Source organism: Nocardia sp. NPDC060255, from assembly GCF_042727395.1.
Taxonomy (GTDB): domain Bacteria; phylum Actinomycetota; class Actinomycetes; order Mycobacteriales; family Mycobacteriaceae; genus Nocardia.
Genome location: NZ_JBHXAU010000001.1, coordinates 1 through 22,623 on the forward strand (window position 1 = coordinate 1; position 22,623 = coordinate 22,623).

Genomic DNA, 22,623 nt, shown 5'->3' on the forward strand with positions numbered 1-22,623 from the left:
TGTGTGGGTTTTTTTTTTTTTATTCTGCCCCGGTTGGGGGGGGGGGGGGGGGGGGCCGCCCGGGGGTGGGGGTGGGCCCCCGCCGGGGCCCCCCCCCCCACACCGGTTTCCGGCACGGCTCAGGTGTCGTACCCCGGCGCGATACTTGGCCGATGGTGACAGCTGATGACGTGCGGCGGGTGGCGATGAGCCTGCCGCGAACAACCGAGGCGCTGGTTCGCGACCGGGTCAAGTATCGGGTCGGCCGGATCGTCTACCTGGCGCTGTCTCCGGACGAAACACGGATGGGCTTCGCGTTTCCGAAGGCCGAGCGGGTGGCACTGGTCGAAGCCGAGCCGGGCAAATTCATGATGCCGCGCCCGGTAGACGAGCGGTACAACTGGGTCCGGGTGCGGCTCGACGCCATCGACGAGGCGGAGCTGACCGAGCTCATTGTCGAGGCGTGGCGGATGTGTGTGCCGAAGCGGGTGGCCGCCGAGCATCTCGGTTAGTCGCGCCACACCTGTTCGGCGACCCGGGAGAAGTTACCGCCGAACACCGCCGCTCGATCGGCTTCGCTGAAACCGCGCCGCGCCAGCACCTCGTCGAGGCCGGGCACCCGGCTCGTGCCGAGCAGCTCCTCCGGCGGAACCCATTGCAGCGGGCCCCATTTGGTGTACGACTCGGGGAACAGTTCCGGATGGTCGGCGAGCATGCCGTTGAAGTCGTCGGCGTCGAACGAATAGTCCGACCCGATCCCGATGTGCTCGATGCCGACCAGCTCGACGCCGTGCTGGACGTGATCGGCCATCGCTTCGATGCGTGCGGCACCGTCGTCGATGCCATTGTGGCCCAGGAAGATACCCACGCCGTTGATGCCGATCACACCGCCGGTCGCGGCACAGGCCTTCGCCTGTTCATCGGTGATATTGCGCGGATGCTCCCACAGCTCGGCGAAATTGGAATGGCTGTAGATCATCGGCACTTGCGTGTGCGTGGCCAGGTCGAGCCCGGTGCGGCGGGAACAGTGCGATCCGTCGACGAACATGCCGACCTCGTTGAGCTTGCGCACGAGGTCTTCGCCGAAGGCGGTGAGCCCGGTGTCGTCGGCGTCGAGGCAGCCGCAACCGGCCTTGTTGGCGCTGTTGTAGGTCGGCAGCATCGAGCGGACGCCGAGGTCGTAGAACAGTTCCACGTTGTCCAGGTCGCCGCCGAGTGGGCCGGAGTCCTCCAAATCGAAGGCCAGCGCGATGGTTTCCGGATCGCCGAGGTCGGAGTGGCTGTGCACCAAGCGGAATCGTCCGTCGGCCAGCGCGTCCGCGCGGTACTGCCGGGTCAGCTTGACCGAATCCTCGGTCGAATGCGGCGAATACCCGACATTCACCGACAGGTACGACCCGAGTGGATATCGGGCGAGGTCCGCGATCCGCGCCGACGGCACCAACGGCAGACAGCAGTGCTGCTCCCAGAGAAAGTGCGGCAAGGAAACCTCCTGATCGGATCGGCCTCGAACCGCGATCGTAGGCGAGCGGATCCCCGGGCGGACCGCAGCCGCGCGGGTGTCGCGCAGTACGTCATGTCCCATTTGCCTGATTCGCTCAGGGCGTAGCACCCTTCTAGCGACCCCGACGCTCTGATTTGCGCTGGTCGGCAACAATGAGGGGATGAGTGGCGTTGAGCAGAATGTGACTGACCCCTACCTCTGGCTCGAAGAAGTAACCGATGAGCGGGCCCTGGACTGGGCGCGTGCGCACAACAGTGTGGTCGTCGAGCGATTCGCCTCCTCCGACCGGTTCAGCGAGCTGGAACATCGCATTCTGGACATGCTCGACACCGACACCAAGATCGCCTACCCGGGCCGGCGCGGCAGCTGGCTCTACAACTTCTGGCGCGATGCCGAGCATCCGCGCGGGCTGTGGCGGCGCACCACGTTCGCCGAATACGCCAAGGAGTCGCCCGCCTGGGACGTGCTGATCGACCTCGACGCGCTGGCCGCCGCCGAAGATGAGAACTGGGTGTGGGGCGGCGCCGGGGTGCTGCGACCCGAACAGTCGCGCGCGCTGATCAGCCTGTCGCGCGGCGGCGCGGACGCCAAGGTGGTGCGCGAGTTCGACATGGCGACACGGGAATTCATCGATCCGGCGGACGGCGGCTTCTTCCTGCCCGAGGCGAAATCCGAGATGCGCTGGATCGATATCGATTCGGTGTACATCGGTACGGACTTCGGGCCGGGCTCGCTGACCGACTCCGGCTACCCGCGCATCGCCAAGCGCTGGCAGCGCGGCACCGAATTGGCCGAGGCGGTCACCGTTTTCGAGGGCGAGGCCGGGGACGTCGCGGTCTCCGCGGGCTACGACCGGACTCCCGGCTACGAGCGGCACTACATCGGCCGCGCCACCGATTTCTTCAACGAAGACGTGTACCTGCTCGAAAACGACGGCACGCTAAGGCATCTGGACACACCCACCGACGCCAGCGAGTCCTGGTACAAGGATTGGCTGCTGGTCCGGCTGAAGTCGCCGTGGGAGGTCGGCGGCAACTCCTATCCGGCAGGCGCGCTGCTGGCCATCAACTTCGACAAGTTCCTCTCCGGCGCACGGGATTTCGAGGTGATCTTTACCCCCGACGCACACACCTCGCTGCACGGCTACGGCTGGACCGAGAACCACCTGCTGCTCATCACCCTCGAGGACGTGCAGACCAAGCTCTACGTGGTGACGCCGGGCCCGGACGGCTGGCGCCGGGAGTCGCTGGCCGACACCCCGCCGATGGCGACCACCAGCGTGCTGAACCTCGACCCGCTCGAGGGCGGCGACGAATTCATGCTCACCACCAGCGGATTCACCACGCCCGCCACGCTGCTGGCCAGCTCGGTCGGCGGCGAGACCGAGCAGCTCAAGCAGGAGCCCGGCTTCTTCGACGCCGACGGGATCGAGACCGAGCAGTTCTTCGCCACCTCGGACGACGGAACGCAGGTGCCGTACTTCGTGATTCGCCATCGCGACCGCAAGGGCACCCCGGGCCCGACGGTGATGTCCGGCTACGGCGGCTTCGAGGTCTCGCGCACGCCCGCCTACAGCGGCGCGTCCGGCATGGGCTGGCTGGCCCGCGGCGGCACCTGGGTGATGACCAACATCCGCGGCGGCGGTGAATACGGCCCGCAGTGGCACACCTCGGTGCAGAAGGCCAACCGGCACAAGGTGTACGAGGACTTCGCCGCGATCGCGAAAGACCTTGTCACGCGCGGCATCACCACCGCCGATCAGCTCGGCGCGGTGGGCGGCAGCAACGGCGGGCTGCTCATGGGCGTGATGCTCACCCGCTACCCGGACCTGTTCGGCGCGATCGTCTGCCAGGTGCCGCTGCTGGACATGAAGCGCTACCACCTGCTGCTCGCGGGCGCCTCGTGGATCGCGGAATACGGCGACCCGGACAAGCCGGACGAGTGGGCGTACCTCAGCGAGTACTCGCCGTATCAGAACGCCAAAGCCGAGGTGGCCTACCCGCCGATCCTGCTCACCACCTCCACCCGCGACGACCGGGTGCATCCCGGCCACGCCCGCAAGATGGCCGCGCTGCTGGAGGAGCAGGGCCACGAGTTCTGGTACCACGAGAACATCGAGGGCGGCCACGGCGGCGCGGCGGACAACAAGCAGTCGGCGTTCCAGGCCGGCCTGATCTACGAGTTCTTCACCCAGATGCTGCTCGAGCGGCGCGGATAACCGCTGGTACGAGGCCCAGGGGCCTACGGTGTAGATATCATCTACGTCGTAGACCTGGGCCCGGGAGGAGAGCTGTCGTGGATTCCGACAACGTCGTCGAGGTGAGCCGCAAGCGGCGCGCCCGCACCCGGCGGGCGAGTCCGGCGCCGACGACACGCACCACGTTGAACCGCGACTATATCGCCGCGGTGGCGCTGACCCTCATCGATCGGACCGGTGTCGACGGATTTTCGATGCGCAAACTCGGCACCGCGCTCGGCGCCGACCCGATGGCCGCCTACCGGCACTTCACCGATCAGCAGGAGCTGTTCGACGGCATCGCGGACGCGATGTTCGCCGAGCTGGACATGGAATCCCTGCCGTGGCAGGAACCTTGGCGCGACCTGATGCGCGCCTACGCGCACCGGCTGCGTTCCACGCTGCGGCGGCATCCGAACGCGGTGCCGGTCTTCGCGACTCGTCCGGTGCGCAGCGAACTGGCCGTCGAGACCGGTAGCTGGATGGTGGAACACCTACAGGGCCACGGATTTTCGGCGACGGTCGCGCTGCAGCTGACCCGTTGCCTGCGCGAGTACGCGATCGGTCATATCCTCAGCCACGCCATCGCCACGGTCGCCGCGCAGCGCACCGAAGAGCCCGAACAAGCCACGGACACCGATCATTTCGAGGTCGGGCTGGACGCCATGCTGGACGGCTTCAGCCGCCATCTCGAGCCGGGCCGCCGACACATCTAACGATCGCGCAGCCACTTCTCGATCTGGTCGATGGTGGTGCCGTACTCGCTGATCCAACCGTTGTGCCCCAACGGTTCCGGCTGATGCCACCTGGTCACGTCGGCCTTGGGCAGCTTCGCCAGCAGGTGGTCGGCGGAGCCGGGCGGGGTGAGGTCGTCGCCGGTCATCGTGATGGACAGCACCGGCAGCTTCAGGCGGGCGATGCGCTCCTCGTAGTCGATGTCCGCATCGACCGGCTGGAAGCGGCCGGTGCGGGCCAGCCGCGCCCAATCCGCGATCAGCACCTTGGACTGGCGGCCGAAGCCGCCCGCCGGGATCCGGTCGCCGGGCCAGAAGCCGGCCAGGCCGGCGGTGAGCGCGGCGGCCGCCGAGCCGACGAGGACGCCGGGGCTCGAAAGTCCCGGATAGCCACGGTAATACGGCGTTCCGGAGGCGATCAGGATCAGGCCGCCGAGCCTGCCTCGGATCCGCGAGGCGTACATGACGGCGAACTGGCCGCCCATGCTGTGCCCGAGCAGGTACGGCGTGCTGGCCGGGAACCGGTAGCGCACCACCTCGAAGATCGCCGGAAAATCGACCGAGACCAGTTCCTGGTAGCCGTAGCTGCTGGCGGCGCTCGGCTTCGGCCTGCTGTCACCGTTGCCGCGCAGCTCACCGATTGCCACATCGAACCCGCGCGCCGCCAGTTTCCCGGCGAACCCCTCGTAGTACCCGGCGGGTACGCCGAGCCCGGGCGCGATCACCAGCACCGGGCGCGGCGCGTCCGGCGTGATCGGATGCCGGTGCGCGCCGCCGGCCGGGATCAATCGCACCGGAACCGTGCTGCCGTCCGGCATTTGGATCGGAACCGTCTCCATCATCCGCACGCTACCGGTCCCCGGCCACCGCGCCCTGGCCGATCGGCGGTTACGCGCCGACCGCCCCCATGATCACCCGGCTCAGCACCCTGATCACGTCGTCGAGCGGCGGACGCGGGTCGGCGCCGCTCCACGAGTCCACCACGTAGTTGACCGCGCCGATGATCGCGAGTACCCGCATCTCGTAGTCGCCGGTCGGGATCTCGCCGTGCATGGCCGCGTCCTCCGCGGCACCCGCCAGCAGCGAGCCCCAGACCCGGCGCAGCTCGAGCCGGAACTTCTCCACCTTCGGGCCCGCCCCGACCACTTCGACCAGCGCGACGCGCGCCTTGCGCGGGTCCGAGCCGATGGACTCGACGTAGGCGCGGGTGGACGCGTCGATGATCTCGAGCGCGCTCGCGTCGGCCTTGCTTTCCAGTGACTTGGCGACCGCGTCGCGCGACTCGCGATCGATCTGTTCGTAGAGCTCTAGTAGTAGGGACTCGCGTCCGGTGAACTCCTCGTAGAACTGTCGTGAGGAGAGTCCGGCGTCCTTACAGATGGCGCCGACCGAACTATTGGCGTAGCCGTCGCGCGCGAAGACCGTCAGGCCCGATTCCAGAAAACGCGCACGCCGCTGACGTTGCCGGTCCTCGACGGGTTGCCCGGCATACATTCGACCCGTATTCGCATCCTGTGACATTGGGCCAGACAATACAGAAGCCCAAGAAGCGCTCGACATGGATCGGGCCCTTGGTATCAACCCGCAACTGACCAGCCGTTAGCCGAAAGTTGGCAGAGTTGTTGCCAACTCATCGTTCGCTTACTCAGCAGTTTGCGTACTGTGCCGACGACAGGTGCGCACGCACGCCCGATAGTGCTGTGCGACATCGATAGTTGCGATAAGCATCGACTAAATCCATTGTCACTGACTGTTTGCCATAACAGACCATACCGATGGACGGCGATGTGCGTACGCGATTTTGACGGGAATTTGTAGAATGAATTCTCAACCGAACTGGACCGCTGGTTATGCCTGATTCGTCCTGTCCACCAACGACGTTCGAGGCGTACCGGTAGTACCGAATAGCGCGTCGAATAGACGACATAGGCGTACCCCCCGCCTTCGCCCGGCTAACCGCGGCTGACCACGGAGTTCGTCGAGCCGCACTATTGGAGTGAGCCACCTGCCGATTGCGCGAGAGCTACCCGCTCGGCACCACAGTGGACGGTGGCACAACGCGAGCGTTCGCGGGAGCGACCCTCGAAGACCCACCGCGATCTTCGGCAACGGCGACTAGATCGAAATGACCACCGCGACAGAGCTTCTCGGGCCCGTACCGCACCCTTGACAGCGGCTGACTCCTGGTCCTTTCGGCCTATTTCTTTGGGGCCGTGGAGGTTTCGGGCCGAACAGAATCGAAGAGATCCGCGCAGCGCGCCAGCAGCTCCTGCAGGGTCGCGCGTTCGGCATCGGTGAATCCGGCGGCCACCGCGCGCTCCACCCGGACCGCGCGGGCGTCGGCGTCCTTCATCACGGCGGCGCCCGCTTCGGTGAGGCGGGTTTCCAGGATGTTCTTGTGCCAGGCGTGCGGGGTGCGTTCGATGAGGCCGCGGTCCTGCAGGTTGGTCAGCACGGTGTTCATCGTCGGCGGGGTCACGCCGCACAGCCGGGCCAGGGCGGCGGCCGAGATGCCCGGGTTCTCGTCGAGGAAGAGCAGGGCGGAGTACTGCGGGACGGTGACGCCCGCGGGCTTCAGCGCGGCGTTCTTTGCCGTTTGCAGCGCCTGCTCGGCGCGCTTCACGTACGAGCCGAGGCGCTCGGAGGAGTGCAGGGACGTCATTACCGCATGGTATCTGCCCGACCTTCCATAAGACTCTTGACTGATATTAGAACTCTAATCTATCTTCGTACACATATTTAGATGTGAGCACGTCTAAGTGATAGACCTGATGAGAGGCACGACCATGTCCCACGCAACCCGCCGCCGCATGGCGACCTTCGCCATCGCGGTGGCCTGCACCGCCGGCGCGGCCTGTGGCAGCACCGAGAACGCGGCACCGCCCACCCCCGCCGCGCAGTCGGTACGGATCACCACCGCCTACGACCTGCCGGGCGACCACGTCTATCCGGAAGGCATCGCCGCCGATCCGCGCAACGGCGACACCTACGTCGGCTCGTTCGCCACCGGGGCCGTCTACCGCGCCACGCCCGGCGCCAAGCAGGCCGAGGTCTTCCTGCCCGCGGGCGCCGACGGCCGCAAGACCGCCAACGGGCTGAAGGTCGATCAGGCGGGCCGGCTCTGGGTGACCGACTCCACCGCGGGAGTTGCCGTGTACGACATCGCGACTCGCGCCCTGATCGCCCGCTTCGACGTGCCGGGCGCGGCGGCGCGCTTCGTCAACGACCTGGCCATCACCCCGGACGGCACCGCGTATCTGACCGACACCACCCGCAGCGTCGTCTACCGCGTCACCGCCGCCGACGTGGCGGCCGCTGCGGCGCACGGCGGACGTGCCGATATGACAACACAATTCGACCTGAGCACGATCGTCGCGCCGCACGCCCCGGATGTCTTCACACTGAACGGCATCGTCGCCGACGCGGGCGGCAACTACCTGCTTGTCGTCGACATGAGCGTCGGCGACCTGTACCGCATCGCCCTCGCTCCGAACACCGCAGACCCGATCCGCAAGGTCGCCCTGCACGGCGGCGACCTGATCCACGGCGACGGACTGGAACTGCGCGACAACACCCTCTGGGTGGTGCAGAACACCGACAACGCGCTCGCCCGCTGGACCGTCACCGACGACGGCGCCGCGGCGACGCTGGACCAGCGCATCACCGACGAATCCCTGGGCCTGCCAACCACATTGGTCCGCGTAGGCAACCAAACCCTGGTTGTCGCTTCACAATTCGACAAGGGCGGCCCGATGGGGCCAGGCACCCCGAAGGAGCCCTTCACCGTCCTGTCCGTCGACGGCCTCTGAGCAAAACGCCGGAAGCCGGCCCACCCGAGGGTGGACCGGCTTCCGGTTGCTAAAGGTGTTGCCGGGTGGCTGGACTCAGAAGTCCATGCCGCCCATGCCACCGGTCGGGTCGCCGGCAGGTGCGGCGGACTTCTCCGGCTTGTCGGCGACGACGGCCTCGGTGGTGAGGAACAGGGCCGCGATGGACGCCGCGTTCTGCAGCGCGGAGCGGGTGACCTTCACCGGGTCGGCGACACCGGCGGCGAGCAGGTCCTCGTACACGCCGGAATCGGCGTTGAGGCCGTGGCCGGCCGGCAGGTTGGAGACCTTCTCGGCGACAACGCCCGGCTCGAGGCCGGCGTTGAAGGCGATCTGCTTCAGCGGCGCGGACAGCGCGACGCGCACGATGTTCGCGCCCGTCGCCTCGTCACCGGTGAGCTTCAGGTCGTCGAGCGCGGGCGCCGACTGCAGCAGGGCCACGCCGCCACCGGCGACGATGCCCTCTTCGACGGCGGCCTTGGCGTTGCGCACGGCATCTTCGATGCGGTGCTTGCGCTCCTTGAGCTCGACCTCGGTCGCGGCACCGGCCTTGATGACCGCAACACCGCCGGCCAGCTTGGCCAGACGCTCCTGCAGCTTCTCGCGGTCGTAGTCCGAGTCCGAGTTCTCGATCTCGGCACGGATCTGCTGCACCCGGCCCTTGATGGCCTCCGGGTCGCCCGCGCCCTCGACGATGGTGGTCTCGTCCTTGGTGATGACGACCTTGCGCGCCTGGCCGAGCAGCTCGACGCCGGCGGTCTCCAGGGAGAGGCCGACCTCTTCGCTGATGACCTCGCCACCGGTGAGGATGGCGATGTCGGCGAGCTGCGCCTTGCGGCGGTCACCGAAGCCCGGCGCCTTGACGGCGACGGACTTGAAGGTGCCACGGATCTTGTTGACCACCAGGGTCGACAGGGCTTCGCCCTCGACGTCCTCGGCGATGATCAGCAGCGGCTTGCCGGCCTGGATGACCTTCTCCAGCAGCGGCAGCAGGTCCTTGACGGTCGAGATCTTCGAGCCGACGAGCAGGATGTACGGGTCCTCGAGGACCGCTTCCTGACGCTCGGGGTCGGTGACGAAGTAGCCCGAGATGTAGCCCTTGTCGAAGCGCATGCCCTCGGTGAGCTCCAGCTGGAGCCCGAAGGTGTTGCTCTCCTCGACGGTGATGACACCTTCCTTGCCGACCTTGTCCATGGCCTCGGCGATGAGCTCGCCGATGGACGAGTCGCCCGCGGAGATACCGGCGGTAGCGGCGATCTGCTCCTTGGTATCGATCTCCTTGGCGGAGTCCAGCAGGCGAGCCGTGACGGCCTCGACAGCCTTCTCGATGCCGCGCTTCAGGCCGAGGGGGTTGGCGCCGGCCGCGACGTTGCGCAGGCCTTCACGCACGAGCGCCTGGGCGAGCACGGTGGCGGTGGTGGTGCCGTCGCCAGCGACGTCGTCCGTCTTCTTGGCAACTTCCTTGACCAGCTCGGCGCCGATCTTCTCGTACGGGTCCTCCAGCTCGATCTCCTTGGCGATGGAAACACCATCGTTGGTGATCGTGGGGGCGCCCCACTTCTTCTCCAGGACAACGTTGCGACCCTTCGGGCCCAGCGTCACCTTGACCGCGTCAGCGAGGGCGTTGAGGCCCCGCTCGAGACCGCGACGGGCCTCTTCGTCGTACGCAATTGTCTTGGCCATGGCGTTGTTGAGATCCTCCATGTGTATGGCTGACACACAGGACGACCGCAGGTTGGATCGCCCCATTACGCTGGCCAGGTTCGGTGCCCGCGACGGACGACCGAGGGTGTCGATGGAACCCGGTCTCACCGTCCCGACCTGGCACTCACAGGTGCAGAGTGCCAAAGCCATTTCTAGCACTCGGGGGTGCCGAGTGCAAGGTCGGGTTCAGGCCCGGTCGTCCACTCGGAGCACCAACGCGACGAACGCGTCGGTCCGGCGTTCCTCCGGGGACCTCGGCTCGCCACCCTCGACGGTGACCAGCTCCGCATCGTGCAACAACAACTCCGCCTCGACCCGCATGATCGCCCGAATAAATGGGGGCGCCACCTCGGGGGGAAGGTCTCCGTTGACGACATAGCTGCCGTCCGGCTGTGACTCTGTGGACACATACGAAAGCGCACGCAGCAGGTCGGCGCGCAGTTCCCCCGCGATTAGGTCGGAATCCGTTTCATCCGCCATTGCTATAGCTTAGCGGGCGAGCATCGAGGGTAGGTTCCGGAGGAGAAAATCATGATCATCTCCGGCATCCTCGTCGAAGGGGGACGGCAGTGCACGAACTGCCCTTCGAATCGATCTACCGGCACGACTTCGCGCGGGTGGCGGTGGCCGTGCCCCGGGTGCGAGTCGCGGACCCCGCCTACAACGTCGAGCAGACGCTGCTGCTCGCCAGGCAGGCGGCGGCCGACGCGGTGGTGCTGACCGTTTTCCCGGAGCTCGGGCTGTCCTGCTACACCGCCGACGACCTGTTTCACCAGGACGCGCTGGACGACGCGGTGCAGGCGGCGCTGGCCGAGGTGATCGCCGCGAGCGCCGACATCGACACGGTGCTGGTGGTCGGTGCGCCGGTGCGGACCCAGGGTCGGCTGTTCAACTGCGCCGTCGCGGTGTGCCACGGCGTGGTGCTCGGTGCCGTGCCGAAGAGTTACCTGCCGAACTATCGGGAGTTCTACGAGAAGCGCCAGTTCGCGGCGGCGCGGGAGAACCTCGACACACATGTCACGATCGCCGGGCAGCGGGTGCCGTTCGGGGCCGACCTGCTGTTCACGGCGAGCAATCTCGACGGGTTCGTGTTCCATCTGGAGATCTGCGAGGACGGCTGGGTTCCGTTGCCGCCCAGCGGTTATGCGGCGCTGGCCGGGGCGACGGTGCTGGTCAACCTGTCGGCGAGCAATATCGTCATCGGCAAGGCCGACTATCGCCGGGCGCTGTGCACGTCGCATTCGGCGCGCTATCTGGCCGCCTATCTGTATTCGGCTGCGGGACATGGGGAATCGACGACCGACCTGGCATGGGACGGGCAGGCGCTGGTGTGCGAGAACGGTGATCTGCTCGCCGAGGGCGTACGCTTCGCCGATCAGCCGCAGCTGGTCACCGCCGACCTCGATCTGCGCCGGCTGGCCGCGGATCGGCTGCGCACCACCAGCTTTGCTGACAATGTGCACGACCATCGGGAGCGGCTGACTCGGCTGCGCCGGATCGAGGTCGAGCTGCCGATTCCGGCGGGCGCGGTTGATCTCCGACGCGAAATCGAGCGCTTCCCTTACGTTCCGGCCGATCCCGCAGTGCGCAACGAACGCTGCGCCGAAGTGCAGCACATTCAGGTGGAGGGGCTGAGCACCCGGCTGCGCGCCACCGGGCTGCAGCGGGTGGTCATCGGCGTTTCCGGCGGGCTGGACTCAACCCTGGCGCTGATCGTGGCGGCCAAGACGATGGACCGGCTCGGGCTGCCGCGGGCACATGTGCTGGCCTACACCATGCCCGGGTTCGCGACCAGCACCCGAACCCGCACCGACGCGCATCGGCTGATGGACGCGCTCGGGGTGACCGCGCAGGAGATCGACATCCGTCCGTCGGCCACCCAGATGCTGCGCGACCTGGGCCACCCGGCCGCCGACGGTGCGCCGCAGTACGACATCACCTACGAGAACGTGCAGGCGGGCGAGCGCACCTCGCACCTGTTCCGGCTGGCGAACCAGCACGGCGCGCTTGTCATCGGCACCGGTGATCTGAGCGAACTCGCCTTGGGCTGGTGCACTTTCGGCGTCGGCGACCACATGGCGCACTACAGCGTGAACGCGTCGGTGCCCAAGACGCTGATCAAATACCTGATCGCCTGGTCGGTCGACACCGCGCAGTTCGGGCCCGCGGCGGGCGAGGTGCTCTCATCGATCCTGCGGACCGAGATCTCGCCGGAGTTGGTGCCCGACACCGATTCCGCCGCACCGGGCCAGAGCTCCGAGGCCACCGTTGGCCCCTACGAACTGCAGGACTTCCACCTCTACTACCTGCTTCGTTTCGGCTACCGCCCCAGCCGCATCGCCTATCTGGCCAGGCACGCGTGGTCGGACGCGAGCCGAGGACAGTGGCCCGATCTGATTCCCGCCGATCAGCGCAACACCTACGACCTCGGCACCATCAAACAGTGGCTCGCGGAGTTCCTGCGCCGGTTCATCCAGACCAGCCAGTTCAAACGCTCGACGCTGCCGAACGCGCCGAAAGTCGGTTCCGGCGGCTCGCTCTCACCGCGCGGGGACTGGCGCGCGCCGAGCGACGCGTCGGCCGCGGCTTGGCTGGACGAACTCGCCCGCAACGTGCCGGAGGCCTGACCGGCTGCCCGCCAAGGCAATCCGACTCGGGCGGACCGGATCTGCAGAACAGGCGCAGCCGGACGAAGTCCGTCCGCAGCCGCGCATGGCCGGAGCGAATGCGGCGGTTCCGCATAGGGTGGGCTGGTGAGTGAAGCACCCGGCTGGAATGCCATCGACGGCGCGCTACGGCCGTTGTACGGCGATATCGAACCTTTCCATTGGGCCACCGATCACCGCTGGTCACTCGGCGGGCCCGATCCGCTCGACGGGATCAGCGCATACTCACGCACCGAACCGGTACCGCATTGGCACTACATCAGTTACGGCATGACCGAGCTGTACGAGAAGGAGTGGGACAACCCCGGCGAGTCCGGCTGGGGCTTCGAGTTCACCTTCCGGCTGGTGCGCAAAGCCGCCGACACCGAGCCACCGGTGTGGCCCGCGAACTTCCTGCAGAATCTGGCGCGCTATGTCTTCCAGTCCGGCAAGTGGTTCGAGCCGGGGCACACCATCAAAGCGAACGGCCCGATTGCCGCCGATCAGCCGAGTTCGGACATTCACGCGGTGGCATTCACGGTCGACCCGGAGCTCGGCACCATCGAAACTCCGCACGGCAGTGTGCGATTCCTGCAGATCGTCGGGCTGACGATGCCCGAGTATCGGGCCGCGCAGGGTGGAAAGACCCTCGCATTGCTCGACGAGCTGGCACCTCACCTACCGCTGTACGTCACCGATACCGAGCGCGAGCCGCTGGTGTCCGAGCCGAAACCCCAAGCGCAGTGGCCACGTTGGGGTGGCGGACTGCGCGGACGCGCCTAAGGGTTCATGCCGCGCGCAGCAGGTCGAGCGGACGCTGCTCGCCCCGCCGCACCACCTCACGCGAGCGGATCATCCGCCTCCTGCGCATCCGTGCGGCGGTGGCCGCACGAATTCCGAAGCGCGCGCGGCGGATCCGGCAACTAAGCGACGTCAGACGGGCCAGACCGGCTGCCCGTCCGCGCCTCATGACTTTTCGGTGTAGAACGCGGACAGCAGCTCGAGGATGTGGGCTTCGGTCTTCGTCTTGTCCATGCCGAGCCCGGTGAGCAGGCCGTTGCCGTTCTCCTGTTCGAGCAGGGCGAGCAGGATGTGTTCGGTGCCGACGTAGTTGTGGCCCAGGCGAAGTGCCTCGCGGAAGGTCAGTTCGAGGACCTTCTTGGCTTCCGGGTCGAAGGGGATGAGCGGGGGCACCTCGCCGGTGCTCGCGGGCAGCACGACGGTCGCGGCGGCGCTCACCGTCTCCAGGGTGATGCCGCTGGTGAGGATCTCTTTCGCACCGATGCCGTTGGGTTCGGCGAGCAGGCCGAGCACCAGGTGCGGGGTGCTGATCTCCGAGTTGCCCGCGGTGCGGGCGGCTTCTTGCGCGGCCACGATGACCGACCGCGCTCGATCGGTGAACCTGGCGAAACCCGCGTTCGGGTCCAGCTGGGCGGCTTGACTCACATCGCCCGGTCCCTTCGGCACGAACCGCTTCTGCGCGGCCTGCTTGGTGACGCCCATGCTGACGCCGATGTCGGTCCAGGAGGCGCCGGCGCGGCGGGCCTGGTCGACGAAGTGGCCGATCAGGTGATCGGCCAGTTCGCCGAGGTGGTTGCCGGTGACCACTGCGTCGGACAGTTGGTCGAGCACGTTGTCGGGGCGGGCTTTCTTGATGCCGTCGATCAGATCGTCGAGGCGATACGGGATGGTCATGCCGTCAACGATAGGTTGACGATTTGTAGGCGTCAACCCTGAGTTGACGATTCCGGACGCTGATGCGGAAAGGGCCCACCGGCACCGGAAAGCACCTCGGCGACACCAGAATTCAGGGCCGAGCGGCCCACCCCGCGCCGCGCACGATCCGCTCCTTCACCCAGGCCGCCGTCCGGCCGGTCAGCACGGTGCGTCCCGGCGCATCGTCGGCGTGCAGGAACTGGATGAGCCCGTCCCGGCGGCCGAGGCTCAGGCACTGCAGCGCGTACCGGAACCGCAGCTGCCGCGGCTCCACACCACGCAGCCGCGCGGCAACGGCATCGGCCGCGTACTTGCCGGTGGGCAGCGCGGTCGCGCAGGCCATCCGCAGTTCCCGGCCGCCCGGACCGGCGATCACCGCGCTGTCGCCTGCCGCGTAGATATCCGGGTGCGAGATCGACCGCAGCGACGGGTCGGTCAGCACCCGGCCCGCGCCATCAACCGAAAGGCCAGCTCGCGCAGCCAGATCCGGCACCGCGAAGCCCGCGGTCCACACGGTCGCCGCCGAATCGATCACCGTGCCGTCCGCCAGCCGCACCCCGCCCTCGGTCACCTCGATCACCTTGGCGTCCGAGCGGATCTCGACACCGAGCCGCTCGAGCACACGGCGGATATGCGCCTGCGCCCGTGGCGACAGCCACGCACCGGGCTCGTCGGGGCTGAGCAACACGACACGCGAATCAGGCTGAGACTCAGCCAGTTCCGCGGCTAGTTCGATCCCGGTGGCCCCTGCGCCGACGACAACGACTGTGCCCGGGGGAGCCTCGAAGCGGTCCGCGTTCTCGGGTGTCGACACCGAGTAGGCGTGTTCCGCGACGCCGGGGACGCCGTTCGGGTCGCCGATACTCCCCAGTGCGTAGACAAGCGTGTCGTAGCCGAGAGCAGTTGCGGTATCCAGCAATACCCGCTTGTCCCCGGTATCGATAGCCGTCGCACGGGCACACACGAAGCGGTTCTTTTTGCCTGCCAAGAGTTCCCGCAGGTCCCATGTCGAAATCCGTTGCCCAGCAGCCTGTTGATGCAGCCGTACCCGTTCGACGAAGTGGGCGCGCGCGTCCACGACGGTGATCTCGGCGTCCGGTGCCTTGCTCGCGAGGCGGCCCGCTGCCGCCAGGCCCGCGTATCCGGCGCCGAGTACAACGATCCGATGCTGTCCGGTCATGATGTGGCTCCTTTTCGATCGGCCGACACCCTTTAGACCGAACAGCGCCACCCTCCCTGACACTACGGGCCGTGAAGCACGTCACTCTTGCGCGAAGCTACCGCGACGACCCCGCCGACCTGGCGAAATAGGCCAGCTTGGCGGGATTCACGACCAGCCGCAGCGTGGCGATCGCGCCATCGACCAACTCCACCGCGACAACGGCCACGGGCACATCGTTGACCCTGGCCACCGCGGCGGGCGCGCCGTTGACCTCCTCGACGAAGATCTCCATCCCGGGCACCTCCCACCGGAACAGGCCGGACAGGTACCGCGCGACCTTCTTCGCCCCGACAACCGGCCGCTGAGCCGCGTTGACCTGGCCGCCGCCGTCCGCGATCGAGACGACGTCGGCGCTCAGCATCTGCTCCAGCGACTCGAGGTCCCCGGTGCGCGCCGCCTTCAGGAACCGCTTGATCAGCTCACCGGCGTACTCGTTCGGAATGTCGAAGCGCGACCGGCCTTCCCGCACCCGCACCCCGGCGCGCCGATAGACCTGCTGCGAGTTGGCCTCGCTGATGGTGAGCATGTCGGCGATCTCGCGGTGCGCGTAGCCGAACGCCTCGCGCAGCACGAACACGGCCCGCTCCACCGGACTCAACCGCTCCAGCGCGGTGAGCAGCGCGAACGAAACCAGCTCGCGCTCCTCGACGCTCTCCAGCGGACCGAGCGCACCGAACTCGGTGGACACCGGCTCGGGCAGCCATGACCCGACATAGGTCTCCCGGCGCGCCCGCGCCGAAACCAGCCAGGCGCGGCACAGATTCACCAGCACGGTGGTCAACCAGGCCTCGGCGGATCGGATTCGGCTGCGGTCGGCGGCATCCCAGCGCAGATAGGTCTCCTGCACGGCGTCTTCGGCCTCACCGGCCGAGCCGAGCATCCGGTAGGCGAGTGCGAACAACCGAGGACGATGCGTCACGAATACGCCCAACCCGTCCGGCTCCACCGCTACCTTCTTCCGCGCCCGCCCGCCGGATATGACCGTACCGCTCGCCCGTGCGGGCAGCCGCCTATGTTCGACCCGCGCCGAATCCGCGATGCCGAGCAACCGCTTCAGGCCGAATCTCGCGGCACCGAAGCCGCCGATACCCCATCCACTGAAGCCGAAGCCACCCACTGCTGCCAGAGTGCCCATGCTCCAAGAGCATTGTCGCCCTGGCTTTCCAAGACCTTAAGAAATCCCAGTAGGAAACAGCGTCAGCGGGACAGGTCGTTGGGGTCCCGCTGCCTGCCGCCCGGCCTGCGCAAACGCAGCCGGGCGGTGGAGCCGCGGATGGCAGGGCGCCGGATCACCGGGCGACGCTGGGCCCGGCGTTGCGCGCGCCGCTCGGCGGGCTTGTGCGTCCAGGTTTCCGGGCGGGCGGCGACCCAGCGCTGCGAGTGCCAGGCGAACGGGATGTGCGCCAGGTACAGCGCGACCAGGATCAGCAGCAGCACGGTCGGATAGGTGACCAGCAGTGCGGCGGCCAGCGCGACGAGCACCAGCAGCCCGGCGGCCGCCTGCGGCGCCACCGACACCGACTTCATCGCCAGCGTCGGCACGGTGCTGACGGCCAGGGCGGCCGCGAGCACGGTCCACGCGGCGACCCCGTAGAAGCCGACCCACCAGCCGTCACCGAACTGCACCGACAACGCGACGGGCACCATCGCGATGAGCGCCGCCGCGGGCGCGGGCACCCCGACGAAGTATTCGCGCGACCACTCCGGGCGGGTGTCGTCGTCGAGCAGGGTGTTGAACCTGGCCAGCCGCAGCACGATGCTCACCGCGAACAGCAGGGCGATGATCCAGCCCGCGGTCTCGGTGTGCAGCAACGTCACGTACAGCACGAGCGCGGGCGCGACGCCGAAGGAGATGGCATCGGAGAGCGAATCCAGCTCCGCGCCGATCTTGGTGGTGGCGTCCAGCATTCGGGCCAGCCGGCCGTCGAGCGTGTCGAGCACCGCCGCCGCGCCGATCATCGCCAGCGCGATGTCGAGGCGATTGTCCAGGCCGAACTTCACCGCGGACAGTCCGGAGCACAGCGCCAGAATGGTCACCACGCTCGGCAGCAGCCGGATCGGGCGGCGGCGCTGTCGCTGGGTCGGAGCAGCCGCCTCCATCATGAAACGGCGGATGAGCTGGACCCGAGCACCGCCAGGACGGTCTCGCCGCCGATGGTGCGCTGTCCCGGCTCGACGAGCAGCTCGGTGCCCGCCGGGAAATAGGTGTCCACGCGCGAGCCGAACCGGATCAGCCCGTAGGTGTCACCGATCGTCAGCACATCGCCGACCTTGGCGTCGCACACGATGCGGCGGGCGAGCAGGCCCGCGATCTGCACCACGATCACCTGCTGCCCGGCCGGGGTGTCCAGCACCATGGTGTTGCGCTCGTTCACCGAGCTGGCCTCGGGCAGATCCGCCGAACGGAACTGGCCCGGCTGGTGCAGCACCGTGCGGACGATGCCGGACACCGGCGTGCGCTGCACGTGCACGTCGAGCACGGAAAGGAAGATGCTCACCCGGGGCACCGGCTGGTCGCCGAGGCCCAATTCCGCTGGCGGCGCGGCGGTATCGACGAGGGCTATCTCGCCGTCGGCCGGCGCGACAACGGCACCGGGACGGTTGGGCGCCACCCGATTGGGGTGACGGAAGAACGTCGCGCACGCGGCGGCGGCCAGCAGGCCCGTCCGGCGCACCCACTTGCGCTTGCCGCCGAGGACGGCGACCGCGAGCGGTGCGGCGACGAACGGCAGCCCGGCGGGATGCAGCGGGGGAATCGCGTTGCGAACCAGGTCGGCGACGTGGCCGACTCCGGTGCGTTCAGGCGTGCCGGGCGGCGTGGGACGGCGGGCCACAGGCTCCTCTTTCGTGCTAGATGCAGTCGGATCGCGCCGTCGAGCATCGGACCGGCGCAAGCGTTCACACCTTACGGGAAAGGAGCCTGTGGCACGGTGTCGTCAGCTTCGGACTCGACGTCCTGTCACCAGACCGACCAGGAACAGCAGAATCACCGCACCGGCGATGCAGGTGAAGAAGCTGAACCAGAGGCCGCCGCCTTCGACATCGACGCCGAACAGCTTCAGCAGGAAGCCGCCGAGCAGACCGCCGACGACACCCACCACGATGTTCAGCAGGATGCCCTGCTGAGCGTCCGTCTTCATGATCTTGCTGGCGATCCATCCGGCCAGACCGCCGATGATGATCCACCCGATAATCCCGAGACCGAGCATGGTGTCCTCGCAATCCGCGCCTGCCGTCCGCCGAACCGTAAGGATGCAGACACATAGTTGGGGCACGCTGGACTGAGCATTCAGCATGCTAATCGGCGTATACCCGGGGTTTGTGAGAATACGCACGGCGAAACGCCGACGTTCGGGCTAATATGAGGGTGCCTCATGTCTACGGCTCCGTAGGTGGTGGCTGATGAGGGATCCATTTCGAGGTTCGGGGACAACCCGGCGGCGGTGCCGCAGGTACATAGGAGACGCACATGGCTGCTCGAATCGCCCAGACCACCGGGGCAGAGCACACGGCGATCCTCGGGCTCGGCGTATACCGCCCGGTCCGGGTCGTCACCAACGACGAGGTGGCGGGCCCGATCAACTCGAGCGACGAGTGGATCCAGACGAGGTCCGGGATCAAGACCCGGCGCTTCGCCGGAGAGTCGGAAACCGTCCAGAGCATGAGCGTCGCCGCCGCACAGGGCGCACTGGAATCGTCGGGGATCGCGGTCGATCAGGTCGATTGCGTGATCGTCGCGACGTCCACCCATCTGCTGCTCACCCCCGCGGCCGCACCGCGGATCGCGACCGAGCTCGGCATGAACGGCTCGGCCGCCTTCGACGTCTCCGCGGGTTGCGCAGGCTTCTGCCACGCGCTCGCGCTGGCCTCGGACCTGGTCCGCGGCGGCACCGCCGGGCACGTGCTGGTGATCGGCGTGGAGAAGCTGACCGACACCATCAACCCGAAGGACCGCTCGACCGCGTTCCTGTTCGCCGACGGCGCGGGCGCGGTCATCGTCGGCCCGTCCGACGAGCCGGGCATCGGCCCGACGGTGTGGGGTTCGGACGGCACCCAGCATCACGCGATCCGGCAGGACAAGGACTGGGTCGAGTTCTTCCGCGAGATCGAGGAAAAGGGCACCGACGCGGTGCGCCCCTACCTGGCGATGGAGGGCACGGCGGTATTCCGTTGGGCCGCACACTCACTGGAGAAGGTGTGCCGCGACGCCATCGACCGGGCCGGCCTGGCCACCGACGACCTGGACGCGATGATTCCGCACCAGGCCAACGGCCGGATCATCGAGATCATGGCGCGGGTGCTGAAGCTGCCGGAGAACTGCGCGCTGGCCAACGACATCGAGGAGACCGGCAACACCTCGGCCGCGTCGATCCCGCTGGCCATGGAGGCGATGCTGCGCAAGGGGCAATCCAAGCCGGGTGATACCGCGCTGCTCATCGCGTTCGGTGCGGGGCTTTCCTATGCGGCACAGGTAGTTACGTTGCCGAAGTACGCGATCACGGTCTAATCAGCTGAGCCCCCAGGTGACCTTCACGGTGAAGGTCACCGTTTGGGTGCCCGGTTCCAGCGGCACCGACTGCGGTGCGGCGTCGCGCGCGGACATCTTGGCGCTAAGTGGCGCGGGCCCGCTCCGGCGTATTGGTGGTGGCGATGCGCCCCACCGGTCACCGGGGTTCCGGGACCGACGAAGGCGCGGTAATCGGTTGAGCACCGCAGAACTTCCAGTCCCCGTTCTCCTTCTTGAACCGGTATGTGATTGGCGGGTTGGGCAGGACGGCGCCGTTCTGCTGGTCGTTCTCGTAGTGCGTCACAATGGCAGCGGTCCCTTCATTTTGATAAATGAACGGGCTCACAAAGTTGTCAAGGATCATCTTTCCGTCGGCTTGGAAGTCCTTTTTAATAAGTTCCTCCGCAGACTTGCCCTCACGGGGTTTCTTGAGCATGTCGGCGTATTCTGCACAGCTTGCGGCGGCTATCTCGTCGAGGCTCTGTGAATTGAACGCGGTAAGGTACTTGTCGTACGCGGTGCGCAGGGGACCATCGTCGCTCTTATCATTGGCCGATGTGCCGCCGGAGCACCCCGTCAGACTTGCGATACCCGCAAGTGCGGCAATCGTCGCCACGGCAGTCCTATTCATTTCGATTCCTAGCTCCAATCACCCTAATGGCCACGTACCAGAGGCCCAACGCAACGGCAGTGGAGAGTAGAACGATCAGCGTGTATAGCCACGAACGAGCACCAGCCCAGTATGCGATGCCTGCTGAAGAGAAGATAATGATGAAGCATGTTGCCACCAGCACAACACGTTTCCACACTCCCTCTCTCCTATCACGAATCATGACAAAACCTGAGTTATCGACATAGATTCCAGTGATTACCAGCGTCTCGACGTTATCGTTGGCAACGTGCGGATTCTTACACAGGCATTTCTTTCCTTCACGGTGAAGGTCACCGTTTGGGTGCCCGGTTCCAGCGGCACCGACTGCGGTGCGGCGTCGCGCGCGGACATCTTGGCGCTGTTGTCGTCGCGGCTGTTCGCCTCGGAGATGGTGATGACCTTGGTCAGCTTTGCCGTACGCGACTGTCCTGAGAAGGTTGTTGTGCTGAGAAGATCATGGGGCTCGATCTGATGTCAAATGTTGTGTACTTGCGCAACTGCCCGGTGTGCTTCGTTCGGTCTCTGAGGGACGGTGCCAGACCTGTTATCGGTGTTCGGATCCGCAGATCCTCCACAACCCGTCGTGCCATTCCATATTGATGCGCAGAGGTTCGTTGGTAGCGCCGCCGAGAGCGTCAATGGGGCGCTCGTAGAAGGCGGTGGTATCAATGTGAGCACGGTCGCGAGTGGAATACTCGATCAGGTTGGTGAACTCCACGTGTGGGCGGCCATGGCTGGCGTACTGCTCTCGGACCCAGGTGCCAAGCGCGTCAGGGCCTTCCTCGTCCCAGGATTGTTGCAGGATCGGTCAGGTGATCTCGTACACCTGACCACTGTTCTGCTCGCCGATGGCATCGAAATAGCGGCGCACCGCGTCCAAGATCAGCACATTTTGTTTGGTGTAGAAGGGGTCCAGGATCGGCAGATCTCGCTGATCGAAGTAGGTTTTGTCGGTGATCGGGGTGGCTGTTTCCCGGTAGAGGTTGGGGTCATTGTTCTCGACGCTGTTGCGGGAGTTGTAGTAGCGCCCGGCCAGGGAGATCCCCATGGTCACGATGGCCGCGACCGCGACCACTGCCCAGATGCGGGCAGTGGGCCAAACGCCTCGCCCACGTACCTTGGGCTGTCCCGGCCGCTTGCCCGACTCAGGCGGTGGTGGTGTTGCGTCTTCATTATCGGGAGGGTCTGGAAGGTCAGCCATCGTTGCTTTCCCCTCGCGCGATGTCTCGCTCCATGGTGTCTCTCCATTCGGCCATCCAGCTGTAGTAGTCGGGGATTTCGGCGTCTTCGCCGGACATACAGTCGTAGCATCGGCTGACCGGTTCGTACTCGTCGATCGAGAACGCGGCGACGAGGAAGTGGGCGGTGTTGAGGTTGTCGGCTATCAGCACAAGTTTGTGGCCCACTGCGGCGGTCAGTGGGTTCTGTTCAGAGTCGAAGTAGGCGTTGACGCCGACCATGGATTCCTGCCACACCGAACTTTGCCCGAGTTCATCGGCACCAAACAGATACCAGTCGGCACCAAGACTCGCCCACCCGTTACACCTGGCGAGAAAGCCACGAAACACGTCATCGAACCGAACTCCCAAACGCCGTTCCGCATCAGCGATAACCTCTGGCTCTGCCGGTGGCCTCGGATCCTCGACCTCTAGGCCGAAATTCACCGCCGGGTCACGGTGAAGCGCTGCCATACGGTCGATCAGCGTGTTCCAGTCGTTAATGAACACTCCCGTCGCAATGTGTAGTCCCTGCGTGCTCGATAGATGTTGGTGAGGCTACTCGCCAACATCTGCGATACATGTCCCGTCCGAGGCCCAGACACCCGGGACGAAGACGGTAGCCATGTATCCGTACCGGTACGACGCATGCTGCCCGCCGATTGAACTGTTCAGGCTTG

General features: G+C 66.6%; 23 protein-coding genes. 8 read left to right on the forward strand and 15 right to left on the reverse strand.

Features of this window, described 5'->3' with window-relative positions; translation table 11 throughout:
* Positions 1-152: 152 nt before the first annotated feature.
* Positions 153-491 carry an MmcQ/YjbR family DNA-binding protein gene (locus ACFWF1_RS00005; protein WP_379284348.1) on the forward strand — a complete coding sequence of 113 codons (339 nt, stop codon included), beginning with the start codon at positions 153-155 and terminating at the stop codon, positions 489-491.
* Here ACFWF1_RS00005 and ACFWF1_RS00010 read toward each other — a convergent pair.
* Complete coding sequence (locus ACFWF1_RS00010; RefSeq protein WP_379284347.1) at positions 488-1,462, reverse strand: dipeptidase; 975 nt, start codon at positions 1,460-1,462, stop codon at positions 488-490. The two genes, ACFWF1_RS00005 and ACFWF1_RS00010, sit on opposite strands and share 4 nt — an antisense overlap.
* A 181-nt stretch (positions 1,463-1,643) precedes the next feature.
* On the opposite strand from ACFWF1_RS00010, the gene ACFWF1_RS00015 reads away from it, so the two are divergent.
* On the forward strand, positions 1,644-3,701 hold the full coding sequence (locus ACFWF1_RS00015) for a prolyl oligopeptidase family protein (protein WP_379284346.1): 2,058 nt from the start codon (positions 1,644-1,646) through the stop codon (positions 3,699-3,701).
* Between the two features lie 77 nt (positions 3,702-3,778).
* Positions 3,779-4,435 (forward strand): TetR/AcrR family transcriptional regulator C-terminal domain-containing protein, encoded by a 657-nt coding sequence (locus ACFWF1_RS00020; RefSeq protein WP_379284345.1) that lies wholly within the window; start codon positions 3,779-3,781, stop codon positions 4,433-4,435.
* On the opposite strand, the gene ACFWF1_RS00025 is transcribed toward ACFWF1_RS00020, so the two are convergent.
* From ACFWF1_RS00025 to ACFWF1_RS00035, 3 genes are all read right to left on the reverse strand, one after another.
* Positions 4,432-5,292, reverse strand: coding sequence for an alpha/beta fold hydrolase (locus ACFWF1_RS00025; protein WP_379284344.1), 861 nt, complete (start codon positions 5,290-5,292; stop codon positions 4,432-4,434). The genes ACFWF1_RS00020 and ACFWF1_RS00025 overlap by 4 nt on opposite strands.
* Before the next feature lie 49 nt (positions 5,293-5,341).
* Entirely contained in the window at positions 5,342-5,974 is a 633-nt protein-coding gene (locus ACFWF1_RS00030) for a TetR/AcrR family transcriptional regulator (RefSeq protein WP_379284343.1), read from the reverse strand.
* A 676-nt stretch (positions 5,975-6,650) separates the two neighbouring features.
* Positions 6,651-7,115, reverse strand: a complete 465-nt coding sequence (locus ACFWF1_RS00035) for a MarR family winged helix-turn-helix transcriptional regulator (protein WP_379284342.1) — start codon at positions 7,113-7,115, stop codon at positions 6,651-6,653.
* Between the two features lie 124 nt (positions 7,116-7,239).
* Between ACFWF1_RS00035 and ACFWF1_RS00040 the strand changes: the two genes are divergently transcribed.
* Positions 7,240-8,262: an SMP-30/gluconolactonase/LRE family protein gene (locus ACFWF1_RS00040; protein WP_379284341.1), complete on the forward strand. Its 1,023-nt coding sequence runs from the start codon at positions 7,240-7,242 to the stop codon at positions 8,260-8,262.
* Between the two features lie 75 nt (positions 8,263-8,337).
* Here ACFWF1_RS00040 and groL read toward each other — a convergent pair whose 3' ends face one another.
* Together groL and ACFWF1_RS00050 are read right to left on the reverse strand one after the other, a co-directional pair.
* Positions 8,338-9,963: a chaperonin GroEL gene (gene groL, locus ACFWF1_RS00045; protein WP_379284340.1), complete on the reverse strand. Its 1,626-nt coding sequence runs from the start codon at positions 9,961-9,963 to the stop codon at positions 8,338-8,340.
* Positions 9,964-10,170: 207 nt separating this feature from the next.
* Positions 10,171-10,464, reverse strand: coding sequence for a hypothetical protein (locus ACFWF1_RS00050; protein WP_357385170.1), 294 nt, complete (start codon positions 10,462-10,464; stop codon positions 10,171-10,173).
* 89 nt (positions 10,465-10,553) lie between these two features.
* Here ACFWF1_RS00050 and ACFWF1_RS00055 point away from each other — a divergent pair, with 89 nt between their 5' ends.
* Complete coding sequence (locus tag ACFWF1_RS00055; RefSeq protein ID WP_379284339.1) at positions 10,554-12,611, forward strand: NAD(+) synthase; 2,058 nt, start codon at positions 10,554-10,556, stop codon at positions 12,609-12,611.
* A 126-nt stretch (positions 12,612-12,737) separates the two neighbouring features.
* The gene (locus tag ACFWF1_RS00060; RefSeq protein WP_379284338.1) at positions 12,738-13,412 is read left to right on the forward strand and encodes a suppressor of fused domain protein; all 675 of its coding nucleotides are present in this window, start codon (positions 12,738-12,740) and stop codon (positions 13,410-13,412) included.
* A gap of 183 nt (positions 13,413-13,595) precedes the next feature.
* Here the strand turns inward: ACFWF1_RS00060 and ACFWF1_RS00065 are convergent, their stop codons facing one another.
* From ACFWF1_RS00065 to ACFWF1_RS00090, 6 genes are all read right to left on the reverse strand, one after another.
* The gene (locus ACFWF1_RS00065) at positions 13,596-14,324 is read right to left on the reverse strand and encodes a Clp protease N-terminal domain-containing protein (protein WP_379284337.1); all 729 of its coding nucleotides are present in this window, start codon (positions 14,322-14,324) and stop codon (positions 13,596-13,598) included.
* Positions 14,325-14,436: 112 nt separating this feature from the next.
* A complete protein-coding gene (locus ACFWF1_RS00070; RefSeq protein WP_379284336.1) occupies positions 14,437-15,525 on the reverse strand; it encodes an NAD(P)/FAD-dependent oxidoreductase in 1,089 nt (362 codons plus the stop codon).
* Between the two features lie 97 nt (positions 15,526-15,622).
* Complete coding sequence (locus ACFWF1_RS00075) at positions 15,623-16,702, reverse strand: RNA polymerase sigma-70 factor (RefSeq protein WP_379284335.1); 1,080 nt, start codon at positions 16,700-16,702, stop codon at positions 15,623-15,625.
* 62 nt (positions 16,703-16,764) lie between these two features.
* Positions 16,765-17,667, reverse strand: coding sequence for a CDP-alcohol phosphatidyltransferase family protein (locus ACFWF1_RS00080; RefSeq protein WP_379284469.1), 903 nt, complete (start codon positions 17,665-17,667; stop codon positions 16,765-16,767).
* Positions 17,667-18,401: a phosphatidylserine decarboxylase gene (locus ACFWF1_RS00085; RefSeq protein ID WP_379284334.1), complete on the reverse strand. Its 735-nt coding sequence runs from the start codon at positions 18,399-18,401 to the stop codon at positions 17,667-17,669. Before ACFWF1_RS00085 ends, ACFWF1_RS00080 begins: the two co-directional genes overlap by 1 nt.
* Positions 18,402-18,503: 102 nt before the next feature.
* On the reverse strand, positions 18,504-18,776 hold the full coding sequence (locus ACFWF1_RS00090) for a GlsB/YeaQ/YmgE family stress response membrane protein (protein ID WP_379284468.1): 273 nt from the start codon (positions 18,774-18,776) through the stop codon (positions 18,504-18,506).
* Between the two features lie 260 nt (positions 18,777-19,036).
* Between ACFWF1_RS00090 and ACFWF1_RS00095 the strand changes: the two genes are divergently transcribed.
* The gene (locus ACFWF1_RS00095) at positions 19,037-20,074 is read left to right on the forward strand and encodes a beta-ketoacyl-ACP synthase III (protein WP_379284333.1); all 1,038 of its coding nucleotides are present in this window, start codon (positions 19,037-19,039) and stop codon (positions 20,072-20,074) included.
* Between the two features lie 157 nt (positions 20,075-20,231).
* On the opposite strand, the gene ACFWF1_RS00100 is transcribed toward ACFWF1_RS00095, so the two are convergent.
* Positions 20,232-20,690, reverse strand: a complete 459-nt coding sequence (locus ACFWF1_RS00100) for a hypothetical protein (protein WP_379284331.1) — start codon at positions 20,688-20,690, stop codon at positions 20,232-20,234.
* A gap of 283 nt (positions 20,691-20,973) precedes the next feature.
* Here ACFWF1_RS00100 and ACFWF1_RS00105 point away from each other — a divergent pair, with 283 nt between their 5' ends.
* Entirely contained in the window at positions 20,974-21,198 is a 225-nt protein-coding gene (locus tag ACFWF1_RS00105) for a hypothetical protein (protein ID WP_379284330.1), read from the forward strand.
* Positions 21,199-21,534: 336 nt separating this feature from the next.
* Here ACFWF1_RS00105 and ACFWF1_RS00110 read toward each other — a convergent pair whose 3' ends face one another.
* Complete coding sequence (locus tag ACFWF1_RS00110) at positions 21,535-21,801, reverse strand: hypothetical protein (RefSeq protein WP_379284329.1); 267 nt, start codon at positions 21,799-21,801, stop codon at positions 21,535-21,537.
* Between the two features lie 118 nt (positions 21,802-21,919).
* The gene (locus ACFWF1_RS00115) at positions 21,920-22,453 is read right to left on the reverse strand and encodes an SMI1/KNR4 family protein (RefSeq protein WP_379284328.1); all 534 of its coding nucleotides are present in this window, start codon (positions 22,451-22,453) and stop codon (positions 21,920-21,922) included.
* Positions 22,454-22,623 lie beyond the last annotated feature (170 nt).

What these genes read in the sequence shown, in the direction of transcription:
- ACFWF1_RS00040 (WP_379284341.1), top strand. Translation starts at nt 7,240, where the DNA reads ATGTCCCACGCAACCCGCCGCCGCATGGCGACCTTCGCCATCGCGGTG.
- ACFWF1_RS00095 (WP_379284333.1), top strand. Translation starts at nt 19,037, where the DNA reads ATGGCTGCTCGAATCGCCCAGACCACCGGGGCAGAGCACACGGCGATC.
- ACFWF1_RS00030 (WP_379284343.1), bottom strand. Translation starts at nt 5,974, where the DNA reads ATGTCACAGGATGCGAATACGGGTCGAATGTATGCCGGGCAACCCGTC.
- ACFWF1_RS00035 (WP_379284342.1), bottom strand. Translation starts at nt 7,115, where the DNA reads ATGACGTCCCTGCACTCCTCCGAGCGCCTCGGCTCGTACGTGAAGCGC.
- ACFWF1_RS00050 (WP_357385170.1), bottom strand. Translation starts at nt 10,464, where the DNA reads ATGGCGGATGAAACGGATTCCGACCTAATCGCGGGGGAACTGCGCGCC.
- ACFWF1_RS00075 (WP_379284335.1), bottom strand. Translation starts at nt 16,702, where the DNA reads ATGGGCACTCTGGCAGCAGTGGGTGGCTTCGGCTTCAGTGGATGGGGT.
- ACFWF1_RS00080 (WP_379284469.1), bottom strand. Translation starts at nt 17,667, where the DNA reads ATGGAGGCGGCTGCTCCGACCCAGCGACAGCGCCGCCGCCCGATCCGG.
- ACFWF1_RS00065 (WP_379284337.1), bottom strand. Translation starts at nt 14,324, where the DNA reads ATGACCATCCCGTATCGCCTCGACGATCTGATCGACGGCATCAAGAAA.
- ACFWF1_RS00015 (WP_379284346.1), top strand. Translation starts at nt 1,644, where the DNA reads ATGAGTGGCGTTGAGCAGAATGTGACTGACCCCTACCTCTGGCTCGAA.
- ACFWF1_RS00005 (WP_379284348.1), top strand. Translation starts at nt 153, where the DNA reads ATGGTGACAGCTGATGACGTGCGGCGGGTGGCGATGAGCCTGCCGCGA.
- ACFWF1_RS00090 (WP_379284468.1), bottom strand. Translation starts at nt 18,776, where the DNA reads ATGCTCGGTCTCGGGATTATCGGGTGGATCATCATCGGCGGTCTGGCC.
- ACFWF1_RS00025 (WP_379284344.1), bottom strand. Translation starts at nt 5,292, where the DNA reads ATGGAGACGGTTCCGATCCAAATGCCGGACGGCAGCACGGTTCCGGTG.
- groL (WP_379284340.1), bottom strand. Translation starts at nt 9,963, where the DNA reads ATGGCCAAGACAATTGCGTACGACGAAGAGGCCCGTCGCGGTCTCGAG.
- ACFWF1_RS00070 (WP_379284336.1), bottom strand. Translation starts at nt 15,525, where the DNA reads ATGACCGGACAGCATCGGATCGTTGTACTCGGCGCCGGATACGCGGGC.